21 protein-coding genes and 1 tRNA gene are annotated in these 25,195 nt (G+C 53.2%); 8 read left to right on the top strand and 14 right to left on the bottom strand.

Translation table 11 applies throughout. The annotated features are described in order from the left end of the window. Nucleotides 1-206 precede the first annotated feature (206 nt). Nucleotides 207-974 (bottom strand): DUF3800 domain-containing protein, encoded by a 768-nt coding sequence (locus C3708_RS18740; RefSeq protein WP_103949968.1) that lies wholly within the window; start codon nt 972-974, stop codon nt 207-209. A gap of 343 nt (nt 975-1,317) precedes the next feature. Beyond that, entirely contained in the window at nt 1,318-2,046 is a 729-nt protein-coding gene (locus C3708_RS18745) for a DUF2971 domain-containing protein (RefSeq protein WP_103949969.1), read from the bottom strand. A gap of 699 nt (nt 2,047-2,745) precedes the next feature. On the opposite strand from C3708_RS18745, the gene C3708_RS18750 reads away from it, so the two are divergent. The 3 genes from C3708_RS18750 (at nt 2,746) to C3708_RS18760 (ending at nt 6,806) form a co-directional block, all read left to right on the top strand. Then, nucleotides 2,746-3,837, top strand: a complete 1,092-nt coding sequence (locus C3708_RS18750; protein ID WP_103949970.1) for an ABC transporter substrate-binding protein — start codon at nt 2,746-2,748, stop codon at nt 3,835-3,837. Between the two features lie 136 nt (nt 3,838-3,973). After that, nucleotides 3,974-5,743, top strand: coding sequence for an iron ABC transporter permease (locus tag C3708_RS18755; protein ID WP_095280898.1), 1,770 nt, complete (start codon nt 3,974-3,976; stop codon nt 5,741-5,743). Continuing rightward, nucleotides 5,736-6,806, top strand: a complete 1,071-nt coding sequence (locus C3708_RS18760; RefSeq protein WP_095280897.1) for an ABC transporter ATP-binding protein — start codon at nt 5,736-5,738, stop codon at nt 6,804-6,806. The genes C3708_RS18755 and C3708_RS18760 overlap by 8 nt, the downstream gene beginning before the upstream one ends. A gap of 62 nt (nt 6,807-6,868) precedes the next feature. On the opposite strand, the gene C3708_RS18765 is transcribed toward C3708_RS18760, so the two are convergent. The 4 genes from C3708_RS18765 to proB all read right to left on the bottom strand — a co-directional run bounded on the left by C3708_RS18765 (nt 6,869) and on the right by proB (nt 10,021). Then, on the bottom strand, nt 6,869-7,312 hold the full coding sequence (locus C3708_RS18765; RefSeq protein ID WP_103947677.1) for an N-acetyltransferase: 444 nt from the start codon (nt 7,310-7,312) through the stop codon (nt 6,869-6,871). A gap of 154 nt (nt 7,313-7,466) precedes the next feature. Beyond that, nucleotides 7,467-7,542: transfer RNA gene (locus C3708_RS18770), tRNA-Thr, on the bottom strand. Between the two features lie 111 nt (nt 7,543-7,653). Next, nucleotides 7,654-8,907: a glutamate-5-semialdehyde dehydrogenase gene (proA, locus tag C3708_RS18775; protein WP_095280895.1), complete on the bottom strand. Its 1,254-nt coding sequence runs from the start codon at nt 8,905-8,907 to the stop codon at nt 7,654-7,656. 10 nt (nt 8,908-8,917) lie between these two features. Then, nucleotides 8,918-10,021, bottom strand: a complete 1,104-nt coding sequence (gene proB, locus C3708_RS18780) for a glutamate 5-kinase (RefSeq protein WP_103947679.1) — start codon at nt 10,019-10,021, stop codon at nt 8,918-8,920. Between the two features lie 306 nt (nt 10,022-10,327). Here proB and phoE point away from each other — a divergent pair, with 306 nt between their 5' ends. Beyond that, a complete protein-coding gene (gene phoE / locus C3708_RS18785) occupies nt 10,328-11,380 on the top strand; it encodes a phosphoporin PhoE (protein ID WP_095280893.1) in 1,053 nt (350 codons plus the stop codon). Between the two features lie 74 nt (nt 11,381-11,454). Here the strand turns inward: phoE and crl are convergent, their stop codons facing one another. From crl to gpt, 3 genes are all read right to left on the bottom strand, one after another. Then, a complete protein-coding gene (gene crl, locus C3708_RS18790; RefSeq protein ID WP_095280892.1) occupies nt 11,455-11,856 on the bottom strand; it encodes a sigma factor-binding protein Crl in 402 nt (133 codons plus the stop codon). A gap of 57 nt (nt 11,857-11,913) precedes the next feature. Beyond that, the gene (frsA, locus tag C3708_RS18795; protein ID WP_095280891.1) at nt 11,914-13,158 is read right to left on the bottom strand and encodes an esterase FrsA; all 1,245 of its coding nucleotides are present in this window, start codon (nt 13,156-13,158) and stop codon (nt 11,914-11,916) included. Between the two features lie 109 nt (nt 13,159-13,267). Next, nucleotides 13,268-13,726, bottom strand: coding sequence for a xanthine phosphoribosyltransferase (gpt, locus tag C3708_RS18800; RefSeq protein ID WP_103949971.1), 459 nt, complete (start codon nt 13,724-13,726; stop codon nt 13,268-13,270). Between the two features lie 260 nt (nt 13,727-13,986). On the opposite strand from gpt, the gene pepD reads away from it, so the two are divergent. Then, complete coding sequence (gene pepD, locus C3708_RS18805; protein WP_095280889.1) at nt 13,987-15,444, top strand: cytosol nonspecific dipeptidase; 1,458 nt, start codon at nt 13,987-13,989, stop codon at nt 15,442-15,444. 160 nt (nt 15,445-15,604) lie between these two features. Here pepD and dinB read toward each other — a convergent pair whose 3' ends face one another. Further along, nucleotides 15,605-16,663: a DNA polymerase IV gene (gene dinB / locus C3708_RS18810; RefSeq protein ID WP_095280888.1), complete on the bottom strand. Its 1,059-nt coding sequence runs from the start codon at nt 16,661-16,663 to the stop codon at nt 15,605-15,607. A 275-nt stretch (nt 16,664-16,938) separates the two neighbouring features. Here dinB and dpaA point away from each other — a divergent pair, with 275 nt between their 5' ends. Then, entirely contained in the window at nt 16,939-17,679 is a 741-nt protein-coding gene (gene dpaA / locus C3708_RS18815; RefSeq protein WP_095280887.1) for a peptidoglycan meso-diaminopimelic acid protein amidase, read from the top strand. On the opposite strand, the gene C3708_RS18820 is transcribed toward dpaA, so the two are convergent. Further along, nucleotides 17,650-18,417: a class II glutamine amidotransferase gene (locus C3708_RS18820; protein WP_103949972.1), complete on the bottom strand. Its 768-nt coding sequence runs from the start codon at nt 18,415-18,417 to the stop codon at nt 17,650-17,652. The genes dpaA and C3708_RS18820 overlap by 30 nt on opposite strands. A gap of 46 nt (nt 18,418-18,463) precedes the next feature. Beyond that, complete coding sequence (gene lpcA / locus C3708_RS18825; RefSeq protein WP_095280885.1) at nt 18,464-19,042, bottom strand: D-sedoheptulose 7-phosphate isomerase; 579 nt, start codon at nt 19,040-19,042, stop codon at nt 18,464-18,466. A gap of 237 nt (nt 19,043-19,279) precedes the next feature. Between lpcA and fadE the strand changes: the two genes are divergently transcribed. Together fadE and C3708_RS18835 are read left to right on the top strand one after the other, a co-directional pair. Continuing rightward, nucleotides 19,280-21,724 carry an acyl-CoA dehydrogenase FadE gene (gene fadE, locus C3708_RS18830; protein WP_103949973.1) on the top strand — a complete coding sequence of 815 codons (2,445 nt, stop codon included), beginning with the start codon at nt 19,280-19,282 and terminating at the stop codon, nt 21,722-21,724. A 107-nt stretch (nt 21,725-21,831) separates the two neighbouring features. Then, a complete protein-coding gene (locus C3708_RS18835) occupies nt 21,832-22,602 on the top strand; it encodes an amidohydrolase (RefSeq protein ID WP_103949984.1) in 771 nt (256 codons plus the stop codon). 105 nt (nt 22,603-22,707) lie between these two features. On the opposite strand, the gene C3708_RS18840 is transcribed toward C3708_RS18835, so the two are convergent. Both C3708_RS18840 and C3708_RS18845 read right to left on the bottom strand, forming a co-directional pair. Next, nucleotides 22,708-24,309, bottom strand: a complete 1,602-nt coding sequence (locus C3708_RS18840) for a gamma-glutamyltransferase family protein (protein WP_103947681.1) — start codon at nt 24,307-24,309, stop codon at nt 22,708-22,710. Between the two features lie 9 nt (nt 24,310-24,318). Beyond that, nucleotides 24,319-25,194 carry an ABC transporter permease gene (locus tag C3708_RS18845; RefSeq protein ID WP_095280882.1) on the bottom strand — a complete coding sequence of 292 codons (876 nt, stop codon included), beginning with the start codon at nt 25,192-25,194 and terminating at the stop codon, nt 24,319-24,321. Nucleotide 25,195: the final 1 nt, after the last annotated feature.

Genomic DNA, 25,195 nt, shown 5'->3' on the forward strand with positions numbered 1-25,195 from the left:
AGGTGATTCCCTGAGCCACCTGGACATAACCGTTATTCTGTCCAATTCGGGTGTGTTGCTCCACTGCTAATACACAATCGGTAATGCTCGGTAACTAAACGGCAGCTATGAGCGAGAAGCGGAAGTCAGTTGTATCAAACGTCTCCTATATTCCTAGGAACACCTCGTTTAATTTTACTATTAATTGATAAATAGTGATATTATATTTAATGGATGCAACCTAAGTACACTTCCCCAAAGGTTTTTAGTGCCAACTGACTAAATTCAGTTGTTAAGTTTTTCGACAATACCAACCCTTTGTTAATAGTTTTAAATGTGGCAAATTCAGGCATCTCATCCCCAAGAGGTTCATTTTCCCTGAGCATAGATTGTCGAAGAGTTGCAAAAAGCTCAAATCCAAGAGGGGCTTCTATTGGTGACTCATAGCCGTAGTCGTAGCCGTAAGTTAAGATTTTTGCTTTTCCAGTTATTGTTTCTCTATACCTAACACCACCAAAAGATGCTACTAGATCAGCAAGTTGTATCCCACAAACTTCATGAGATGAGCATGTTATAACTTTTACTTCATCAGAACATAGACTGAGAACTTCTGTAGAGTTTATGATACCTTCATCGAAAAAGATATTTCCTTTCCCATCTGGAAAGTTCTTAATCAATAAGCTTAATAAAAAAGACACATCCGCATAAGAACGATGGCGATATTCACTTGGCATAATAAATACGCCCCATCGACTATTTGAGTTCAAGTAGGAAATAAGATTACCCCTCAAATTTCTTAAAGACTCAGATTTATCCATTCTTGCGCATGAGTGATGTTCATCAACTGAATGCTCTGAAAGAATTTTGCATATATCAGACTGAGGATCTTGATTACAAACTACATAAGCCAAGATCATAAACCCAAACTCCTCGTGTACTGACTCATCAATATAAATGTTCAAAGCCTTAACCTTCCAATGATATATGGTTTTCATACTAGATTATAGGCATAGTTTATTGAATTACAAAGCCATTTTTAAGTTAAAAACTTTCCAAATATTTAAATTTATCATTTTGCGTGTGACATAATTTTAACATGCTGAATATTAATTAATCAATGCGCCCGCTTTTGGCATTAAGTAGAAGGTCCGCCGTGAGCGAAGAGCGGTCCTTTTACCACATCAAAAGTAGAGTAGCTATTCTAGGTTGATTTTTGTCAGCGTTAAGCTCTGAACGCCTGCTTATAGATAATCAGATAGGATCATCTTTAATTTTATTCACTCATACATTGATTAACAATTCTAAGGTTGTATTTACACAACCTCAGAATAATAACACCTATCCAACTAAAGGTTTTTTTATGAGTTGATAGCAATCTTTTTCCGTTGACATTTTATAAAAATTAATAGCTGGGTATTTCTTAGACATTTCTTGGGCAGCATTTTCAACCAGTGGATCTACATTATGCCCTAGACAGATCTCCTTAATGAATTTTTTGTCAAATTCTTTTACGCCATGTGATTTTGTAATGATCCTTCTTTCATTTTCGTAATGCCAACAACTGTCCTTATAAAAAAATACTTTTTGAAAAAGAGCATGTATATCCTCAAGAGCGTAGTTGAATACAGGAGCACTCCCCATATACCTTATATAATCAAAATCATGGAAGTCTTGAACGGTTTTAATGAACTCATCATCAAAGCCTATACAAAACCCTTTATGGGATGCAGAATAATGCGACCACATTAGGATACTGTCCGAAACGGGAGAAAGACAGATAACACCAAATTGTTCCATTGCGGAATTTCTAAGATTCTCCCCCATTTCTCTTGTTACAGCAGGAACCGTTAACAACCACTGATCATATGAGAACTTGACATTTCCAAGTTTATTATAGGAATTTTCAAGCTGCTTTTGGGTTCCGTAAACCTTGATGGAAACTTTAAATTCGGAGGGATCATTAAATTTCCCTGGTTCAGTGGAAGAAATAGTACCGTCTTCCACAAAGCGTTTTAGATTTTTTAAAACATTTTCCGCATCGTCATTGCCGATATATTTATAGAGCATGTGAAATCCTTTTGAATCGAGGCATATGTTCTGTTAAACATAATTAATAACCTTCTACAAATCTATGCTTGATTTAGTTGACACATTTTATGATGTTAGCTGTAATAATCGGCTCAATAATTCACAATAACTCGGCTTACTTTGGAGCCTTTGGAGCCTTTTGTGCCCATACACCTATGAACTGCGTCAGTCAAACCAATACAAGCAAAGACTTCAATTAACTAAGATAACTTCAACACATCATCAACTTCAATACTATGCTGGCTATTTATCATGACCCGACCAGAGCCGGATTGACCTACGGCCTAATAACTAGCAGTTCAAAACCTAAGCAACGTCTGCTAGTGGCACAAAGCCGACAAACACACGCTCCCCAAGGATAGAGAAGATAACTCCCCCTCTCCACTGAACCAGAACATCCGCCATTCCCCTTAAGGCATCCGCTGCACTGTGTAAAACACCCGCCCGGTGGCGCTAAGCTTACCGGGCCTACAGGGTCTTCACGCTTTTGTAGGCCGGGTAAGGCGCAGCCGCCACCCGGCAAAAAACCAATCACCCGTGGTTTCTATGGTGTTAATTGCTAAAAAAAGGCCAGCAATCACACTTCGGAAACAGAGCCTGTTGCCCCCTATTGTCTGAAAATCACCATCGGCTATGTTGAGTTTTGACTACTAAAATGTAACTGAAAGGTTAATTACAATGTCGAACACAACACTCCGTATTTCTCTGCTTACCGCTACTGTGCTTTTCTCCGTTTCTGCAATGTCTGCTCTGCCGCAAGGCTATCCGGCGGACTACCAAAAGGTCGTCGACGCCGCGACCAAAGAAGGCAAAGTGGTTATCTATTCCACCACTGACACCAAAGCTGCCGGGCCGCTGATTCAGGGCTTTGAAGCGGCGTATCCGGGCATCAAAGTTGAATACAACGACATGAACAGTACCGAACTGTACAACCGTTTTATCAGCGAACAGGCTGCTGGCGGCGGTAGCGGCGATGTGGTCTGGAGCTCTTCAATGGACACCGGTCTGAAGCTCGCCACCGACTATGCCCTGGAGTACAAATCCCCGGAACAAGGCCAGCTGCCAAAATGGGCGGTGTGGAGCGATAAAGCCTACGGCACCACTTACGAGCCGGTGGTGTTTATCTATAACAAGCGCATGATCCCGGCGAACGAAGTGCCGGATTCTCATGCCGCGTTAGCAAAACTGATCGCCAGCCAGGCCGATAAATTCAAAAGCAAAGTCACCACCTACGATATCAAGAAATCGGGCCTCGGCTTTATGCTCTCGGTGCAGGATTCCAAAGCCGATCCGAACTATTTTAAAACCCTGGCTGACGTCGCCAAAGGCGGTTTAGCCGTGCAATCTTCCACCGGCACGATGATGGAACGCGTCTCCTCCGGCGAAAACTTGATTGGCTTTAACATCCTCGGTTCTTACGCCGAAGCGCGTGCCAAAACGGACCCATCGCTCGGCATCTCCTATCCGAAGGATTACACCCTGGTGTTGTCTCGCGTGTCGTTCATCAGCCAGCAGGCGCAAAACAGCAACGCCGCGAAGCTGTGGCTGGACTACGTGCTGTCCGAAAAAGGCCAGAGCATTCTGGCGAACCAGGCCGACATCCCCTCCATCCGTAACGATATCGAAGGCAAAAACGACATCGACGGCATGACCAAAATGCTCGGCAACGCGCTGAAGCCGATTCCGGTGGATGAAAGCCTGCTGGAATACCTGCAGCCGAAAAAACGCCTCGATTACATCAAACAGTGGCGCGAAGCTGCCGGCAAATAACCTCAGGCCAGCCGCTCTGCGTCTGATTGCCCGGTGACGGCTCACGCCTTACCGGGCCTACAAAAAGTACGCCGGATAAGCGCAGCACATCCGGCAACCAATGCCGTTCCTCAGGGTCAACAGCCAGGGAAACCCTATGCAAGCCTTACAAAGAAAATGGCAAAGCCTGCCCCGCGGCGTGGTGGTGTTGATCACCGCGCTGGTGATTTACGTTCCTTTGTCGTTCATCGTGATACAAAGCTTCTTATCCGCACCGTTCTTTTCCCCTTCGAAAGAGTGGAGTCTGGAGTCATTTGGCTTTATTTTCACCGACCCTGATTTTTATAAGGCGCTGAAAAGTGGCTTTATCCTCGCCTTCGGCCTGGTGGCGATCGCCATTCCACTCGGGGGCGTACTGGCCTTTCTGATGGTGCGCACCGACCTGCCTGGCCGTCGCCTGATCGAACCGCTGATCCTCGTGCCGATCTTTGTTTCGCCGATGGTACTCGGCTTTGGCTACGTGGTGGCCGCGGGTCCGGTGGGGTTCTTCTCCCTGTGGGCGCAGTCGATTATCGGGTTCGTGCCGTGGAACATCTACGACATGTCGAGCATCGTGGTGATTGCCGGGCTGACGCACGTTCCACACGCCTATCTGTATATCTCCTCGGCGCTGCGCAGCGTCGGGTCTGATGTGGAAGAAGCCGCGCGTATCGCCGGTGCGTCGCCGTTGCAGGTAATGACCGCCGTCAGCCTGCCGATGGTGCGCCCTTCTATTCTTTACGCCGTCGTGCTGCTGTTTTTCCTCGGGCTGGAAGTGTTCGGCCTGATGCTGGTGCTCGGCGATCCGGAAGGCAACATGGTGCTGGCGACTTACCTGTACCAGCTAACCAATAAACTCGGCACGCCGTCTTACCATCTGATGGCCGCCGTCGCCGTGGTGCTGATCTGTATCACCATTCCGCTGGTGATGCTCCAGCGCCGTCTGATGCGCACCGCCAACCGTTTTGTCACCATGAAAGGCAAAGCCTCTCAGGCACGTGCGTTGCCGCTGGGCAAGTGGCGCTGGGTCGCCGGTGCCGTCGTCGCCTTCTGGCTGACGGTCACGATTGGCGTTCCGCTGCTGGGCGTGGTGCTGCGCGCATTTATCTCCAACTGGGGCGTGGGCGTGTCTGTCTGGGATGAGCTGTCGCTCAACACTTTCCGCACCATCTGGCAGCAGCCAAACCTGCTGCGCGCGATCGTCAACTCGATGGCGATTGGTGTGTTCGGCGGCGCGCTGGCGGTGGTTTGCTATCTGTTTATCGGCATCGCCATGCACCGTAAACCGGACAACACCACCCGCTTCCTCGATTACAGCGTGCTGGTGCCACGCGCGGTGCCGGGCCTGCTCGCCGGGCTGGCGTTCCTGTGGGTTTTCCTGTTCCTGCCAATGTGGCTGGATAACGCCCTGAAATCTGGCTGGCTTTCGGGTATGCCGTGGTCGCAGTGGCTGCGCGATAACCTGATTGTTTGGCTGCGATCGCTTCGCAGCACCATCTTCAGCGTCTGGCTGGCCTACACCGTGGTGTGGATGGCGTACGGCCTGCGGCTGATCTCTTCCACGCTGTTACAGGTGGCACCGGAACTGGAAGAAGCAGCGCGCAGCACCGGGGCCACGCGCGGGCAGATCACCCGCCACGTAACGATCCCACTTTCTCGTTACGGTTTGATTGGTTCCTGGTTGTTGATGTTCCTGATTTTCGAGCGTGAATATTCTACCGGCGTGTACCTGCTTTCGCCGGGCACGGAGACCATCGGGTCGATGCTGGTTTCCCTGTGGGCTGCAGGCGCGATCGATATCGTGGCCGCGCTCTCCTTTATCAACATCCTGCTGGTGGTCGTCGGCCTGGGGATTGCCCTTCGTTTTGGAGTCAAATTACATGATTGAGTTAACGGTCGAGAATCTGCATTTAACCTACGGCGACAATCCGGTGTTGAAGGGCGTGTCGATGAACCTGAAGCGCGGCGAAGTGGTGTCACTGCTGGGGCCCTCGGGCAGTGGCAAAACCACGCTGCTGCGCGCCGTCGCCGGGCTGGAAAAACCGACTCAGGGCGCAATCGTCATCGGCAACAACAAAGTGTACGACGGAACGCCGCGCAGCGAAGTCCCTGCCGAAGAGCGTAATCTCGGGCTGGTGTTTCAGTCCTACGCCCTGTGGCCGCATAAAACTGTGTTTGAAAACGTGGCCTATCCGCTGAAACTGCGCAAAGTGCCTGCCAAAGAGATCACCCAGCGGGTGCAGGATGTGCTGGATCAGCTCGGGCTGGGGCATCTGGGCAAGCGTCATCCGCATCAGCTTTCCGGTGGTCAGCAACAGCGCGTGGCGATTGGTCGTGCGCTGGTGTATAACCCGCCGGTTATCCTGCTGGATGAGCCGCTGTCGAACCTCGACGCCAAGCTGCGTGAAGAAGCCCGCGTGTTCCTGCGTGAATTGATCATCAAACTGGGGCTGTCGGCGCTGATGGTGACGCACGATCAGAATGAGGCGATGGCGATTTCTGACCGCATCCTGTTGCTCAATAACGGCAAAATTGAGCAACAGGGCACGCCGCAGGAAATGTATGGTTCGCCGAAGACGCTGTTCACCGCAGAATTTATGGGGAGCAACAACCGTCTGCACGGCAAAATCACCGAAGTCCGCGACGGCAAAGCGCGCATCGAAGGCAGCGGCTGGTCGCTGTGGGGCAAAGCCGCAGAAGGCGTGCAAAGCGGTCAGGAAGGCACGGCGGTGATCCGCGTCGAACGCGTGGCGTTAGTCGAAGGACCAGGGGAAAACCAGTTCGAACTGCCGCTACTGACCAGCATGTATCTCGGCGATCGCTGGGAATACCTGTTCAGGACAATCGGCGATGATTTCGTGATCCGAGCTTATGGCACTGAGGTGCGTGACCCGCAGCATTGCCACCTGGCATTACCGGAAAATCACGTCTGGATTTTCCCGAAAGGGTGATGGCGAAAGGGAGCGATTATGTCGCTCCCTTTTTACAGAAATTTGATTTTGGGTTGTAGTGGTCATCGGGTTTGTTTCAGATAAACCATGTCACGTAACTGTATGCCGCCCTCAAAGATAGGATGATCATAATTATCGATAAAGAAATCCTTCACCTTATGGGAGTCAACAAACCCACAGCGCTTATAGAAATCAAGGGTAAAAGGCACATCACCCGTGCCGACATACAGAGTGTTAAAAGACGTTAGGTAGGTTTTTTTGAGGAATGCGATCATGGCCTTACCATATCCCTTTCTTTGGGATGCAGGATCGGTGGCGATATTTTTCAGTTCACACTCGTGGCTATTTAACGCCACAACAACCGCAATGCATTTCACGCCATTATCATCCAGCTTGAACATTCGCCCTGCGTCGAGATAGCGATCAATCATATCCTCTTGCTCATCACCCAGAAGAAGGAGTTCAAGGAAGTCTTTTTTGTTATGCAACACTTCTGTGATGATCATGGTGGTTCCCTTGTCAGCTTTATCCTCGAAGGAATTATTGCATTATCCAGTGGGGTTAAAGAGATTTTCGTTCTGGAAATGGGAGGTAGGGGCTGGATGAAGCGGGTTCTAAGGGCTTTGAGTTGGTTTTGATAGACTTGGGAAGAGTTTGAAATGGTGCCGATAAGAGGAGTCGAACCTCCGACCTTCGCATTACGAATGCGCTGCTCTACCAACTGAGCTATATCGGCCCTGAAAGGCCGGTTACGAGCGTAACCACGGGGCAAAATGTTAAAACTAACAGGGTGATGCGTCAATGGCCTTGCGAATCAAATGCCTATTTTTGCATCACCCTCGTTTATTTACGCACGAATCGTATCATCGCCGAAGCCGATCCACTTGTAGGTGGTCAGCGCTTCCAGCCCCATCGGGCCACGGGCGTGTAACTTTTGCGTGCTGACAGCGACTTCTGCACCCAGTCCGAACTGGCCGCCGTCGGTGAAGCGCGTTGAAGCGTTCACATACACTGCGGAAGAATCCACTTCATTGATGAAGCGATCGGCGTTGCGTAGAGTGCGGGTCAGGATCGCATCGGAATGCTGCGTGCCGTGGGCGCGAATGTGGGCAATCGCAGCGTCCAGATCAGCGACCACTTTCACATTCAGATCCAGCGACAGATACTCATCGTCATACTGCTGCGCTTTTACCGCTTCCACTTTCGCAGGGCCATCTTTCAGGAGTGCCAAAGCCTTGTCATCCGCATGCAGCGTCACGCCGCTCTCGGCCATCTGTTTGCTCAGAGCGGGTAAGAAAGTCTCGGCAATGCCCTGATGCACCAGCAGCGTTTCAACGGTGTTACAGGTGCTTGGACGCTGAGTTTTGGCGTTGACGATAATCTTCAGCGCAGGTGCGATTTCAGCGCTGTCATCCACAACGATATGACACACGCCAATCCCGCCGGTGATCACCGGAATGGTCGATTGCTCGCGGCACAGCTTGTGCAGACCCGCGCCACCGCGTGGGATCAGCATGTCGATGTATTTATCCATACGCAGCATTTCGTTGACCAGCGCACGATCCGGGCTTTCGATAGCCTGAACCGCACCCGCTGGCAGGCCGCACTCTTCCAGCGCCTGCTGAATGACTTTCACCGTCGCCGCGTTGGTACGCCACGTCTCTTTACCACCGCGCAATATGGCTGCGTTCCCGGTTTTCAGGCACAGAGAGGCAACGTCAACGGTCACGTTCGGGCGCGCTTCATAAATCACGCCGATAACACCAAGCGGGACCCGGCGACGTTCGATACGCAGGCCGCTGTCGAGCAGACCGCCGTCGATCACCTGTCCGACCGGATCGGCAAGATTGCAGACCTGACGCACATCGTCGGCGATGCTTTTCAGGCGCGCAGGGTTCAGCGCCAGGCGATCGAGCATCGCCTCGCTCAAACCATTTTGACGCGCGTCAGCTAAATCCTGTTCGTTAGCGAGCAAGATTTGCTGTGATTGCGCTTCCAGATAGTCAGCGATTTTTTCCAGAACGCGGTTTTTTTCACGACTGGAAAGGAGCGCCAGTTTGTAAGAGGCGGCTTTGGCAGCAGCACCCATTTGTTCCAGCATGATTGGCTCCTTAGCGAATGATCATATCGTCACGATGCACAGCAACCGGGCCATATTCATAGCCCAGAATAGCGTCGATTTGCTGTGAGTGATGCCCGGCAATGCGTCTAAGCGCGTCGCTGTTGTAGCGGCTGACGCCGTGGGCAATATCGCGACCTTCAAGATTACAGATACGAATCACTTCACCACGGGAGAAGTTACCTGTCACGCTTTTAATTCCTTTCGGAAGTAATGAACTTCCTCTTTCCAGAATCGCCGACGTCGCACCTTCATCAACGGTGATTTCACCCGCTGGCGGAGCGCCGAAAATCCAGCGTTTACGGTTTTCTAGCGGAGAGGCTTCAGCATGGAAACGCGTGCCGACGGAAATGCCTTCCATGACATCACCAATCACACCGGGACGGCTGCCAGCAGCAATAATGGTATCGATACCCGCACGACACGCCACATCAGCAGCCTGCAGTTTGGTGCCCATACCACCGGTTCCCAGCCCGGAAACGCTGTCTCCAGCAATCGCGCGCAGGGCGTCGTCAATGCCGTAGACATCTTTAATCAGCTGCGCCTGCGGGTTATTGCGCGGGTCGGCGGTAAACAGCCCTTGCTGATCGGTGAGCAGCAGCAGTTTATCCGCACCAGCCAGAATCGCGGCCAGCGCGGAGAGATTATCGTTGTCGCCAACTTTGATTTCAGCCGTCGCCACCGCATCGTTCTCGTTAATGACCGGAACGATGTTGTTATCCAGCAGCGCACGCAGAGTGTCGCGCGCATTCAGGAAGCGTTCCCTGTCTTCCATGTCCGCGCGGGTCAGCAGCATCTGGCCCACGTGAATACCGTAGATAGAGAACAGCTGTTCCCACAGTTGAATCAGTCGACTTTGCCCTACCGCCGCCAGCAGCTGTTTAGAAGCGATGGTCGCGGGGAGTTCGGGATAGCCCAGATGTTCGCGCCCGGCAGCAATGGCGCCAGACGTGACAATCACAATACGGTGACCTGCGGCATGAAGTTGTGCGCACTGGCGGACAAGTTCAACAATGTGGGCGCGATTAAGGCGGCGCGATCCGCCTGTTAAAACACTGGTACCGAGTTTTACCACCAGCGTCTGGCTGTCACTCATGATTCTCTGCCATTCAACAATAAGGGAAAATGATGTCAATCAGACGTTTTAACAGGACTCAGCGCCGTTGCCAACTGCTGGCGCATAAAGCACGCCACTTTGTTGCGCGGGATCAGGAAGCGTAGCGGCAGATTTTTACAGATTTATGACTGAAAAAATAAAACATACTTTTTTAGACATATTCTTACTTTGTCATAAAACGTTCACCCGCAGACGATAAAACCCTTCCTGTTTTTCACGGGGTAATAAGTCGAGTCTTATTGCTCAGCGAATATTAGCGCGTTTTATAAAACATCAGGATTGAAAATGAAAAAGAGCACTCTGGCATTAGTGGTAATGAGCGTTGTGGCCTCCGCATCTGTACATGCAGCAGAAGTTTATAATAAAGACGGAAATAAACTCGACGTGTACGGCAAAGTAAAAGCAATGCACTACCTGAGTGATGACGATACCAAAGATGGCGACCAGACTTATGTTCGTTTCGGCTTCAAAGGCGAAACGCAAATTAACGATCAGTTGACCGGTTTTGGTCGCTGGGAAGCTGAATTCTCCGGTAACAAAGCTGAGAGCGATTCCACGCAGAAAACCCGTCTGGCCTTTGCCGGCCTGAAACTAAAAAATATTGGCTCCTTCGACTACGGTCGTAACCTCGGTGCGCTGTATGACGTGGAAGCGTGGACCGATATGTTCCCGGAATTTGGCGGCGACTCTTCCGCTCAGACCGATAACTTCATGACCAAACGCTCAAGCGGCCTCGCCACTTACCGCAACACTGACTTCTTCGGCGCGGTTGATGGCCTGGACATGACGTTGCAGTATCAGGGTAAAAACGAAGGTCGTGATGCCAAGAAACAGAACGGTGACGGCTTCGGTACATCTTTGACCTATGATTTCGGTGGCAGCGATTTCGCCGTCAGTGGCGCATACACCAACTCTGATCGTACCAACGCGCAGAACCTGCTGGCTCGCGGTGAAGGTGATAAAGCTGAAGCCTGGGCAACCGGCCTGAAATACGACGCTAATGATGTATACCTGGCGGCGATGTATTCTGAAACGCGCAATATGACACCAATTTCGGGTGGCTTTGCGAATAAAGCACAGAACTTCGAAGTGGTCGCGCAATATCAGTTCGATTTCGGTTTACGTCCATCCCTGGGTTATGTCCAGTCTAAAGGTAAGGATATTGAAGGGATTGGCGATGAAGACCTGGTGAAATATATTGACGTGGGCGCAACCTACTATTTCAACAAAAACATGTCTGCGTTTGTTGATTATAAAATCAACCAGATTGATGACGACAATAAACTGGGTGTGAGCAGCGACGATATCGTTGCCGTGGGTATGACCTACCAGTTCTAATAGCGATGTATTAAAAAAACCCGGCACGAAAATGACCGGGTTTTTTATTGTCTGCTGCTTTGGCGGGAAAAGCGTTATGCGGAGAGCTTAACCTGCTGGTTGGTGAAATCATCGGCAGGCTCAAGCTTTAAATTCAAGGTCGCCAGCAGTTCACGCGCCCTGTCGTGAAAACCGCGCAGCGTGAGCTCGAGGCGATCGATAACTTCCTGATCTTTGATAGTCGTCGCTTCCCAGTGCCCGTCTTTGTTAAACAGGCCAAAGTGATAGCTATAGGTAAAACGCTTCTCTTCAGCGTCCATTTCCATCCACCAGCCCCAGAACTCCCGTTTTTCGGGTGCAGGCTTCACGTTGACGCAAACAGCCAGGCAGTCGAAAAAAAAGCGATTCTCTTCACACTGCTCTTCTCGAATATACGGGCCAAGAGCCATGAACTTCTTAATCAGTCTACTTTTCGGGTGTCCACTCGGTAACGTCATTGCGATCTCCTTTTGTGAAGCCACTGTTTTACCAAACCATCAAAATTTAGCAATCTCTTAACACAATCTCTGGGTGATCCAGCGTGTAATCTCGTTGAGTGCTTTGTCAAAATTCTGATACACCGGGCTAAAGGGTATCTCAAGCAGTTTGCCATCCACAGATGACGATGTGATTAAACGTGACTCTTCTTCCGGGCTAAACGGATCGTTTTTCCAGAATCCGGAAAGCATTGGTGTCGGACAACGACGTCCTAGCAGGCCCTGGGTTTTTAACGAATAGCGATTCAACTCCACACGCAGCGCTTCGTCTGATGCATCATGCATGCCAAGACGGCTCGCCAGGACGTCGAGATACATCTCTGGCACGCTTGCTTGTCGGGTTGGGTCACTTAATAACGCGTGGACAACCGGCCCGAGACACGCCACCGCTTTCAGGCGCGACGATTCAAGATAAGCCAGGCGTACCGCGACATTCGCGCCAAAGCGGAAGCCAAAGGCAGCGACTTTGGTGTGATCAACCCAGGGAATATTCTCCAGCGCTTTTAACGCATGCTGGTGCAATAAGCTGGAATCCTGCGTCAGTTTCCACTTTGAGGAAAAACCAATAGACGGCATATCCAGCGTCAGCATCGCGACCCCTTTTGGTGCGAAGTAGCGCTCAAACAGGCTGAAATAATCAATTTGCAGGGAATCCAGGCCGCCGCACATCATCACCGTCGGGAACGGGCCTTCGCCTGGCGGCATGTGCAGAAATCCCGTGACCGGCGCCCCGCCGGGAATGGTGAACTCAATTTCGCGCACATTGCACGGCAAACGCTGAGCGGCTTCTTCGTAAGCGCGGTTCGCCAGCGCCTGCGCCTGTTCTGCCAGGTCGTCGCCTTTCAAATGCGGGTAAGCAGCGATGCTGTATAGATTAGCTGCATGAAGCCAGTGCTTCCCGCTGAGGGTTTGATCTTGCTCCTGAGAGGCTTTTTGCTGCCAGAGCATCGCCTGGGAGGCCCACTCGTAAATCCAGTTGCCGCCGCGATAACCGACCACCGTGTCGTACAGATCGCTGTCGGTACGATCGGCCTCACTCATGACGATACGCGCCTGCACGTCGAGGATTTCGCGGGCGTCAATGCCGCGCCAGATCCACATCAGACGGTTAATCATGCGATACCAGTGCGGTACGTTTTTGCCGTCCAGGGCGGACTGCACAGAAGGCTGAGTGCCAGGGTTGAAGCGACGAACAAGGGTCGACGTTTCCGGGTGTTTGAAACGAGGTTTGAACAGGGTTTCGCTAAGATTCGCCTGGGTCATTGCGCGCTGCCTCCATGATTACGTCACATTAAACCCATTGTAACGCGCTGGAGGCTAAAAAAAACAACGCCCGGCATCACCGGGCGTTAAAAATAATTTCGGACTGTAATTATCGGCTGGAGATTGGCGGGATAAATGCCACGCCCATATCCCACGGCTGTTCAATCCAGGTATCCTGCAGGATGTCGATCACGTAGTCGTTCACCAGTGGACGGCCAGCCGGTTTAGCGAAGATAGTCACGAAATGCGCTTTTGGGTACATTTCGCGGATCGCAACAGCAGTGCCGCCGGTATCGACCAGATCGTCAATCACGATAAAGCCTTCGCCGTCGCCTTCAGCGCGTTTCAGCACGGTCAGCTCACGCTGGTTATCGTGGTCATAGCTGGAGATGCAGACGGTATCGACATGGCGAATACCCAGTTCACGCGCCAGCAGTGCGCCCGGAACCAGACCGCCACGGCTCACGGCAATAATGCCTTTCCACTGTTCAGAAGGCATCAGGCGTGCAGCCAGTTTACGTGCATGAATCTGCAACATGTCCCAGGTGACGACGTATTTTTCGCTCATGTGAAGTGTCCCAGCCTGTTTATATACGGCTTAAAAAGTGTTCGAGGGGGAAATAGGTTGCGCGAGATTATAGAGATCTGACGCACTAAAAACCAGTGTTTAGCGGCGCGGGGCGGAGTTTTTACTTGCTTTATGCTAGCAGCAGACGGAGAAAGTGGTATTCTCAACCTCATCTCGCAAGCCCGACTTGTGCTGACTATCACTCTGCTAACCCTGTGACCTGCAAGCTTGTTTGCAGCGCCACGACAAGGAGACTTATCGTGTCTGAACTGTCTCAATTATCGCCACAGCCACTGTGGGATATTTTTGCCAAAATCTGTTCCATTCCTCACCCTTCCTATCACGAAGAACAGCTTGCCGAACATATTATGGGCTGGGCGAAGGAAAAAGGCCTGCACGCGGAGCGTGACCAGGTAGGCAATATTCTGATTCGTAAAGCGGCCACCGCCGGTATGGAAAACCGCAAACCGGTTGTGCTTCAGGCGCACCTGGACATGGTGCCGCAGAAAAATAACGACACCGAACACGACTTCACTAAAGATCCTATTCAGCCCTACATTGATGGCGAGTGGATCAAAGCACGCGGCACCACGCTGGGTGCAGATAACGGTATTGGTATGGCGTCTGCGCTGGCGGTGCTGGCTGACGACAGCGTTGAGCATGGTCCACTGGAAGTGTTGCTGACCATGACCGAAGAAGCCGGTATGGACGGTGCGTTTGGTCTGCAGGCTAACTGGCTGCAGGCGGATATCCTGATCAACACCGACTCTGAGGAAGAGGGTGAGATCTACATGGGTTGCGCCGGTGGTATTGATTTCATCTCTACCCTGCCGCTGACCCGTGAAGCAATTCCTGCTGGCTTCCAGACCTTCAAGCTGACGCTGAAAGGTCTGAAAGGCGGTCACTCCGGTGGTGATATTCATTTAGGTCTGGGCAACGCCAACAAACTGCTGGCACGCTTCCTGGCGGGACACGCCGCTGAGCTGGATCTGCGCCTGGTTGATTTCAACGGCGGTACGCTGCGCAACGCGATCCCGCGTGAAGCCTTCGCGACCGTAGCTGTTGCGGCGAATAAAGCCGACGAGCTGAAAAACCTGGCGAATGTCTACCTGGATATCCTGAAAAACGAACTGTCGGCGAAAGAGAAAAATCTGACCGTGGTTCTGGAATCCGTCTCCACTGATAAAGCCGCGCTGACCGCGCAGTCTCGTGACAGCTTTGTGCAGTTGCTGAACGCCACGCCAAACGGCGTGATCCGCAACTCTGACGTGGCGAAAGGCGTGGTAGAAACCTCCCTGAACGTCGGCGTCGTGACCATGACTGATGACAGCGCAGAAATCATCTGCCTGATTCGCTCGCTTATCGACAGCGGTAAAGAGTATGTGGTGAGCATGCTGGAATCTCTGGGCAAACTGTCTGGCGCGAAAACCTCCGCCAAAGGCAGCTACCCAGGCTGGCAGCCAGATGCGACCTCTCCAGTGATGGCGCTGGTGCGTGAAACCTATCAGCGTCTGTTCAACAGCACGCCGAACATTCAGGTGATTCACGCAGGTCTGGAGTGCGGTCTGTTCAAGAAACCGTACCCAGATATGGACATGGTTTCCATCGGGCCGACCATTACTGGCCCGCATTCTCCGGACGAGCAGGTGCACATCGAAAGCGTGGGCCACTACTGGACGCTGCTGACTGAACTGCTGAAATCGATTCCGGCTAAGTAAGTTGCTGTATGTGCCCGGCGGCACTGCGTTTGCCGGGCCTACAGGGGAAGTGTGCGGGCTGTTGCCCTCACCTCGGCCCTCTCCCACGGGAGAGGGTGCAAACACTAAAAACGGCAACCTGGTTGCCGTTTTGCATTTACCTTCTGGCCACCGGGCTTTTTTATAGCCCCAGCACCAGCTGCCGTTCCAGTTGCGGATCAAGCAGCGTAACGTGCAGCCCCACCAGCCTCACTCCCCTTCCCCCTCGACGCTCCTGCCAGGCTTTTTTCGCCGTTTCAATCAGATCGTCTTTGTTCAGGCGCGGCCAGACGTGTTCCTGAGTCGTCTGCTGGAAATCGTTGAACTTGAGTTTCACGCCCTGGCGGGCAATCAGCAGATCGGGTTTGACCTTCGCCAGCCGTCGTTCCAGCTCGGGATAGAGCTGCTCGACAATAATGGTTTCGCAGTCGCTCCAGTCGTGGATATCTTCTGCAAGAGTGCGCTCAACGCCCACAGATTTACGCAGGCGCTCGCTGTTGATACTGCGCTCATCAATCCCTTGGCTACGCTCCCACAGGACCCTGCCAAACTTGCCAAAGCGCTTGAGCAGCATCGCCAGATCGCTGTTCTGTACGTCTTCGCAGGTTCGCAGGCCGAGCGTCTCCAGTTTAGCGGCAGAGACTTTGCCAACGCCGGGGATTTTACCCAGCGGCAGCGTTTTCAAAAAAGCCGGAACGTCATCAGGTGTAATGACGTACTGCCCGTCGGGCTTATTCAAATCAGAGGCAATTTTGGCGAGGAACTTCACCGGTGCAATTCCTGCGGAAGCCGTCAGATTCAGCTCGTTAAAAATGGTCTGGCGGATTTCCTGCGCCATCAGGGTAGCAGAGCCGTGACAATGCAGGCTGTCCGTGACGTCGAGATAGGCTTCGTCGAGAGAAAGCGGTTCAATCAGCGAGGTATAGCGGGAAAAGATTTCCCGAATACGTACCGAGGCTTCTTTATAGGCATCAAAACGCCCCGGCAACAGAATGAGATGAGGGCAAAGCTTAAGCGCCATCGCCGTGGGCATGGCGCTACGCACGCCAAATTTGCGCGCCGGATAGTTGGCGGTGCTGATTACCCCGCGCTGAACGCGGCTGCCGCCGATGGCAATCGGGACATCCCTCAGCGCCGGATTATCACGCATCTCCACGGCAGCAAAAAAGCAGTCCATATCAACATGGATTATTTTGCGCATACTCAGCCCTCACATTTACTGGATAAGTATACAGTTAAAATATCAAAATTGAAAAGCGCCGTGATGACCTGGCGTTCACCCCTTTTCGCACATTTCCTGGTTTAAAAGAGAGCCTGATAAGTTATAAATACAAACTAATTTGTAAACTCAAAGCTTGATGCTTGCGAAAAAATGCAGCGATGCTAATGTGAGCGCTCCTAATCCAGATAATTCTGATTTCGGGTCTCTTTTGCCGTCCTGGCAAGTTGGTTTGGCTTTATCAAGGAACTTGTAGTATGCGTAAAATCGCATTGTTCATTGCGATGCTTCTGATCCCGTGTGTCTCGTTTGCTGGTCTGCTTAGCAGCGACAGTTCGACCACCCCGATCAGCAAAGAATATAAACAGCAGTTAATGGGATCACCGGTTTATATTCAGATCTTCAAGGAAGAACGCACGCTCGATCTATTTGTCAAAATGGGCGAGACATATCAGCTGCTTGATAGCTACAAAATTTGTAACTATTCCGGCGGGTTAGGCCCGAAACAACGTCAAGGTGATTTCAAAAGTCCTGAAGGGTTCTATACCATTCAGCGTAATCAGCTTAAACCCGACAGCCGCTTCTATAAAGCCATCAACATCGGTTTTCCGAATGCTTACGATCGCGCGCATGGTTACGAAGGTAAATACCTGATGATTCACGGTGCCTGCGTTTCCATTGGCTGTTACGCCATGACGGACAGCGGTATTGATGAGATTTTCCAGTTTGTGACGGGCGCATTAGTGTTCGGGCAGGCCGGTGTGCAGGTGAACATTTATCCGTTCCGCATGACCGATGCCAATATGCAGCGCCATAAGTATTCGACCTACGCGGATTTCTGGAAACAGCTGAAACCGGGTTACGACTACTTCCAGCAAACGCATAAGCCACCGACCGTGTCGGTCGCGGATGGTCGCTACATCGTCAGCAAACCGCTGAGTCATGAAGTCGTCCACCCGCAACTGGCGTCAAACTACGCGGTTCCCGAGGCAAAATAACGCCCACTCGCCTGGCATAATCTTTTGCCAGGTTTCATTGCCCGTCAGCGGCTGAGTGGCGATAACCGTGACCACATCATCAGGTGTGGTTTCGGTTTGAAAATCAATTTCCACATCCTGATCGAGCAGCTTGGCCACACCAAACGGCGCGCGGCGCGTGATCCAGAAAAGGTTTGTCGAGCAGAACGCCATCACGTAACGCCCATCCGACAGCAGCATATTAAACACGCCCTTCTCACGCAGCTCACAGGCCAGTGTGCCGATGTATTTAAACACCGCTTCCATATTTCCTGGCGTGCGCGGATAACGCTCTGTCAGCTTGTGCAGCAACCAACAAAACGCTTTCTCACTGTCAGTTTCACCTACTGGCCGAAAATTTCCCGTTTGCAGTGATTTATAGCCTGTCAGCTGTCCGTTATGGGCGTAGGTCCAGTTGCGGCCCCACAGCTCACGGGTAAACGGATGGGTATTTTCCAGCGCCACTTCCCCTCGGTTTGCCTGACGAATATGGGCAATGACCGAGCGGGATTTAATCGGGTAATCCTGTACTAACCTGGCGATAGGAGAGTTGAAGCTGGGTTGCGGATCTTTGAACGTGCGACAGCCTTTTCCTTCGTAGAAGGTAATGCCCCAGCCGTCTTTATGCGGCCCGGTTCCTCCACCGCGCTGTACCAGCCCGGTGAAACTAAAGCAGATATCGGTTGGCACATTGGCGCTCATCCCGAGCAATTCGCACATACATCACCTCCACAACAGCGGGGGCATGAGTGCCCCCAGCGAAGACTTACTTGACCATCTCTTTTTCGATCAGCTGGATCAGGATATGAATCACTTTAATGTGAATTTCCTGGATTCGATCAGCATAACCGAAATGTGGCACACGGATTTCGATATCCGCCGTACCCGCCATTTTACCGCCATCTTTACCGGTCAGGGTGATGACTTTCATCCCTTTCTCGCGCGCAGCTTCAATGGCTTTAATCACGTTACCGGAATTACCTGAGGTGGAAATACCCAGCAGGACATCACCTTCACGGCCTACCGCTTCAACGTAGCGCGAGAAAATATGATCGTAACCGAAGTCGTTACCCACGCAGGAGATGTGGCTAACGTCAGAAATCGCAATTGCCGGGTAGCCCGGACGGTTTTCACGGTAGCGACCGGTCAGCTCTTCCGCGAAGTGCATAGCGTCGCAATGGGAGCCGCCGTTACCGCAGGAAAGCACTTTACCGCCGGCTTTGAAACTGTCTGCCAGCAGGACCGCCGCACGCTGGATCGCGTGAATATTGGCTTCATCTTTCAGAAAGTTGGCCAGCGTCTCCGCGGCTTCGTTCAGTTCGTTACGAATAAGATCCTGGTACATGAGGATAATCCTTCAGTATTGATGAATAACAAACGGAGTGTACCGGATAGCGTTGAGAGCGAGAAGCTAAAGCCATGCAAATCCTCCGGCGTTTTGATTATTCGTGCCTGCGAAAACCTGAACAATGTGAACCAGGTTGTAATTATTTTGTGAATGCATTGCTAAAAGAAATAACATCCACTACAACCATATCATCACAAGTGGTCAGACCTCCTACAAGCAAGGGAGCTTTTCGTTATGATGATTTTGAGCATTATCGCAACCGTTGTTCTGCTCGGTGTGTTGTTCTATCACCGCGTCAGTTTAGTTCTGAGTAGCCTGATTTTACTGGCCTGGACTGCCGCGCTCGGCCTGGCGGGTCTGTGGAATATCTGGCTTGTCCTGCCGCTGGCCATTATCCTCCTGCCGTTCAACGTTCCGGCGATGCGTAAGTCGATGATTTCTGCCCCGGTATTTCGCGGTTTCCGCAAAGTAATGCCGCCGATGTCACGCACGGAAAAAGAAGCAATCGACGCGGGCACTACCTGGTGGGAAGGCGATCTGTTCCAGGGCAACCCGGACTGGAAAAAACTGCACAACTACCCGCAGCCGCGCCTCACTGCTGAAGAACAAGCCTTTATTGATGGTCCGGTAGAAGAAGCGTGCCGCATGGCGAACGACTTCGAGATCACCCATGAAATGGCCGATCTGCCGCCAGAACTGTGGGCGTACCTGAAAGAGCATCGCTTCTTCGCGATGATCATCAAAAAAGAGTACGGCGGCCTGGAGTTCTCCGCTTACGCTCAGGCTCGCGTGCTGCAAAAACTGGCCGGTGTCTCAGGTATTCTGGCGATCACCGTCGGCGTGCCAAACTCATTAGGCCCTGGCGAACTGCTGCAACATTACGGCACCGAAGAGCAAAAAGATCACTATCTGCCGCGCCTGGCGCGTGGTCAGGAAATTCCGTGCTTCGCGCTAACCAGCCCGGAAGCGGGTTCTGACGCCGGAGCAATCCCGGATACTGGCGTCGTGTGCATGGGCGAGTGGCAGGGCCAGCAGGTGCTGGGTATGCGCCTCACCTGGAACAAGCGCTACATTACGCTGGCGCCAATCGCCACCGTGCTGGGTCTGGCGTTCAAACTCTCTGACCCGGATAAACTGCTGGGCGACGAGGAAGATCTGGGCATCACCTGTGCGCTGATCCCAACCTCTACCCCTGGCGTTGAAATTGGTCGTCGTCACTTCCCGCTGAACGTGCCATTCCAGAACGGTCCGACCCGTGGCCAGGATATCTTTGTGCCGATTGATTACATCATCGGCGGCCCGAAAATGGCCGGTCAGGGCTGGCGTATGCTGGTGGAATGTCTGTCGGTCGGTCGCGGCATTACCCTGCCGTCTAACTCTACCGGTGGCCTGAAATCTGTCGCGATGGGGATTGGCGCTTACGCCCATATCCGCCGTCAGTTCAAAATCTCCATCGGTAAGATGGAAGGGATCGAAGAGCCACTGGCGCGTATCGCAGGCAACGCCTATGTGATGGACGCTGCAGCATCGCTGATCACTTACGGCATCATGCTCGGTGAAAAACCGGCCGTGCTGTCGGCTATCGTGAAGTACCACTGTACCCACCGCGCACAGCAGTCAATTATTGATGCGATGGATATTGCTGGCGGTAAAGGCATTATGCTCGGCGAAGGCAACTTCCTGGCGCGCGGCTATCAGGGCGCACCGATTGCCATCACCGTGGAAGGCGCAAACATTCTGACCCGTAGCATGATGATCTTCGGTCAGGGCGCAATTCGCTGCCATCCGTATGTGCTGGAAGAGATGGCTGCGGCACAAAACAACGATGTGGATGCGTTCGATAAACTGCTGTTCAAACATATCGGCCACGTCGGCAGCAACAAAATGCGCAGCTTCTGGCTGGGCCTGACGCGCGGTCTTACCAGCTCCACGCCGACGGGTGATGCAACTAAACGTTATTACCAGCATCTGAACCGCCTGAGTGCAAACCTGGCGCTGCTGTCAGATGTGTCGATGGCCGTTCTGGGCGGCAGCCTGAAGCGTCGCGAGCGTATCTCCGCGCGTCTGGGTGATGTCCTGAGCCAGGTGTTCCTCGCCTCTGCGGTTCTGAAACGTTACGACGATGAAGGCCGTCATGAAGCGGATCTGCCGCTGGTCCACTGGGGCGTGCAGGATGCTCTGTACCAGGCAGAACAGGCGATTGACGATCTGCTGGCGAACTTCCCGAACCGCTTTGTCGCTGGTGCGCTGCGCGTGGTTATCTTCCCAACCGGTCGTCATCATCTGGCTCCGTCTGACATCCTCGACCACAAAGTGGCGAAGATCCTGCAGGTGCCAAGTGCGACCCGCTCGCGTATCGGTCGTGGTCAGTACCTGAAACCAACTGCGCATAACCCGGTCGGTCTGCTGGAAGAGGCGCTGCTGGACGTGATGGCCGCCGATCCGATTCACCAGAAAATCTGTAAACAGCTGGGCAAAAACCTGCCGTTTACCCGCCTGGATGAACTGGCAAAACAAGCGCTGGCCGGTGGCATCATCGATCAGAACGAAGCCGCAGTGCTGGTGAAAGCTGAAGAGAGCCGTCTGCGCAGTATCAACGTGGATGATTTCGAGCACGATGAACTGGCGACCAAGCCGGTAAAGCTGCCGGAGAAGGTCCGCAAACCTGAAGCGGCGTAAACGAAACGCTTCCACAAACCCCGCCGCGAGCGGGGTTTTTTATTGCCACATTTTCTCTTTTTCCCGTGCTACAGTGTCAAAAAGCTGTCTTTCGAGGAGTCATGATTGTGCCTGGTTTGAAGATTACCCTTTTGCAACAGCCGCTGGTGTGGATGGACGGTCCCGCCAATCTGCGCCACTTTGATCGCCAGCTCGAAGAGATCGCCGGGCGCGATGTGATAGTCCTGCCGGAAATGTTCACTACCGGTTTCGCGATGGAGGCGGCAAAGCAGTCATTAGCGCAGGATGAGGTGGTCGCCTGGATGCACAGCAAGGCGCAGCAAACCAACGCCCTCGTCGCCGGTAGCGCCGCATTGCAAACTGAACGCGGGCCGGTGAACCGCTTCCTGCTCGTTGAGCCGGACGGTACGCTGCACTTCTACGACAAACGCCACTTGTTCCGCATGGCTGATGAGCATCATCACTACGAAGCCGGGAACGAGCGCGTGGTGTTCGAGTGGCGCGGCTGGCGCATTCTGCCGCTGGTCTGTTACGACCTGCGCTTCCCGGTGTGGTCACGCAACCGCAACGATTATGATCTGGCGCTGTACGTCGCCAACTGGCCTGCCCCGCGCTCGCTGCACTGGCAGGCGCTGCTAATGGCCCGCGCCATTGAGAACCAGGCGTATGTGGTCGGCTGTAACCGGGTGGGAACGGATGGCAACGGGCATCACTATCGCGGCGACAGCCGGGTGGTGAATCCGCAGGGCGAAATCATTGCGACGGCGGAGCCACATCAGGCGACGCGCATTGATGCAGAGCTGTCACTGACGGCGCTGAAAGAGTACCGCGAGAAGTTTCCGGCGTGGCAGGATGCGGATCCGTTTAGCATTGGATGAAAAAAAGCCGGGTGGCGGCTACGCCTTACCCGGCCTACATCTGTTTTCGCATGTGTTTTCGTAGGCCCGGTAAGCGCAGCGCCACCGGGCTCCAGACCGCACGGTTTAACTCACTAACGCCTGCCCGTCTTTGCGGCTTTCGGTCGCGGCAACGTAATGCCCTTCCGGCATGCGATAGATCACCTGCGCACCGCCGAAGTTGTAATCCTGCAACGGATCTTCCACCACAATCTGATGCCCACGCTCGCGCAGTGCCGCAATCGTGTTGCGATCAAACGTCGATTCGACGATCACTTCCCGGCCCTGCACCACACGCCAGCGCGGCGCATCGATCGCCGCCTGCGGGTTTTGCCCGTGCAGCATAATGCGCAGCGCCATTTGCATGTGCCCCTGCGCCTGCATTGGCCCGCCCATCACGCCGAACGACATCAGCGGTTTGCCCTGCCCGTCCATCGCAAAACCTGGAATAATGGTGTGGAACGGACGTTTACTGCCCGCCAGCGCGTTCGGGTGTTTCGGGTCAAGTACAAAACCGCAGCCACGGTTTTGCAGGCTGATCCCGGTATCCGGGACCACCACGCCTGAACCAAAGCCCATAAAGTTGGACTGAATAAACGAGATCATCATCCCACTGGAATCCGCGGCAGAGAGGTAAACCGTGCCGCTTTGCGTTGGGGCGCCGTAGGTGAAATCAGAGGCGTTATCCTGGTCGATCAGCGCCGCTCGCGATTTGAGGTAATGATCGCTGAGCAACTCTTTCGCCGCGAACTCCATGTGCTCTTCATCGGCGACATAGCGATCGAGATCCGCCAGCGCCAGCTTCATCGCCTCAATTGACAGATGCAGAGACTGCACGGAATCCGGATGATGCTTTTCGATCCCACACTGTTCCAGAATGCCAAGTGCGATGAGCGTGGCAATACCCTGCCCGTTTGGCGGCAATTCCTGCACCGAACCACCCGCAAAATCACGCGATAACAACTCCACCCAATCCACGCGATGGTTCGCCAGATCCTCTGCCGTCAGATGCGCGCCGTGCTCTTTGGCAAAGGCGGCAATTTTCTGCGCAAGTTCACCGCGATAGAAGGCTTCGCCGTTGGTTTTGGCGATCAGCTCCAGCGAATTAGCCTGCGCCGGGTTACGGAAGATTTCCCCGATGCGCGGTGCACGTCCTTCTGGCGCAAAGCAGGCGCTAAAGCCCGGCTGATCTTTCAGTTTGTTATATCCGCGCTGCCACAAATGGCCGATCAGCGGCGATACCGGGAAACCGTTGCGCGCATATTCAATTGCCGGTTGTGCGAGAGTCGTCAGCGGCAGCGTGCCGAAGCGCTCGGCCAGTGCCACCCAGCCGGAGACAGCCCCCGGTACGGTGACCGCGTCCCAGCCCAGCTCAGGTACGGCGGTTTTACCTGCATAAAGATCCGCATGCCAGCTGGCAGGCGAACGGCCTGACGCGTTCAGACCGTGCAACTTTTCACCGTCCCAAATAATCGCGAAGGCGTCACTACCAATGCCACAGCCCGTCGGCTCGACCACCGTCAGGGCCATCGCCGTGGCGATCGCGGCATCAACAGCGTTGCCGCCCTGTTGCAACATCCGCATCCCAGCCTGCGCCGCCAGCGGCTGCGAGGTGGCGACCGCGTTATGCCCCATCATTGGCGGGCGTCGTGAATCGTAACCGGTCGTAAAATCAAGCGCTTTGGTCATCATGACTCCTTAGTCGTGGCGCGGATCGAGCGCATCGCGCAGCCCGTCACCGAGTAAATTAAAGCCCTGTACCGCGAGGAAAATAGCGACACCGGGGAAAACAGACATCCAGGGCGCCTGTTCCAGAAAACCTTTTGCCGTGTTAAGCATCGAGCCCCAGGAAGGGTTCGGCGGCTGCTGGCCAAGACCGAGAAACGACAGGCTGGCCTCGGCGATAATGGCGGAGGCAATCGCCAGCGTGGCTTGTACCAGAATCGGTGACATCACGTTAGGCAGAACATACTTCACGATGATCCAGCGATCCGGCAGACCAATCGCCTTCGCCCCGTCGATGTACTCTTCGTTGCGAATGGCGATCACCTGCCCGCGCGTCAGGCGTGCGAAGATTGGCATCGCCGACAGCCCGATGGCGATCATCGCGTTGGTCAGGCTTGGGCCTAAAAACGCCCCCAGCGCGATCGCCATGATCAGGAACGGGCAGGCCAGCAGCGCCTCGATAAAGCGCGAGATCACCCCATCCCAGATCCCCTGGAAGTAACCGGCCACCAGCCCGAGCGGGACACCGATAACGACGGCGATCACCACCGACATACACCCGGCCATCAGGGAGGTTCGTGCTCCCCAGACGATACGCGAGAGAATGTCGCGCCCCAGTTCGTCGGTGCCAAACCAGTAGAGTTCCGACGGCGGTTTTCGCACCGCCAGGAAGTTGGCTTTCACCGGGTCAAAGGGAGCCAGCCACGGCGCAATAAGGGCGATCAGCACAAAGATGCCGACAATTACCGCGCCAATCACTGCACTTTTATTGGCGAGAAATTTCTTCAGGACCCGGTTTTGCGCGCGCGGCAGCGCCGGTACCACGGTTTGCGTCGTCAGTTCAGCCATG

The sequence above is a fragment of the Lelliottia sp. 7254-16 genome, from assembly GCF_002922995.1.
GTDB classification, from domain to species: Bacteria; Pseudomonadota; Gammaproteobacteria; order Enterobacterales; family Enterobacteriaceae; genus Enterobacter; species Enterobacter jeotgali.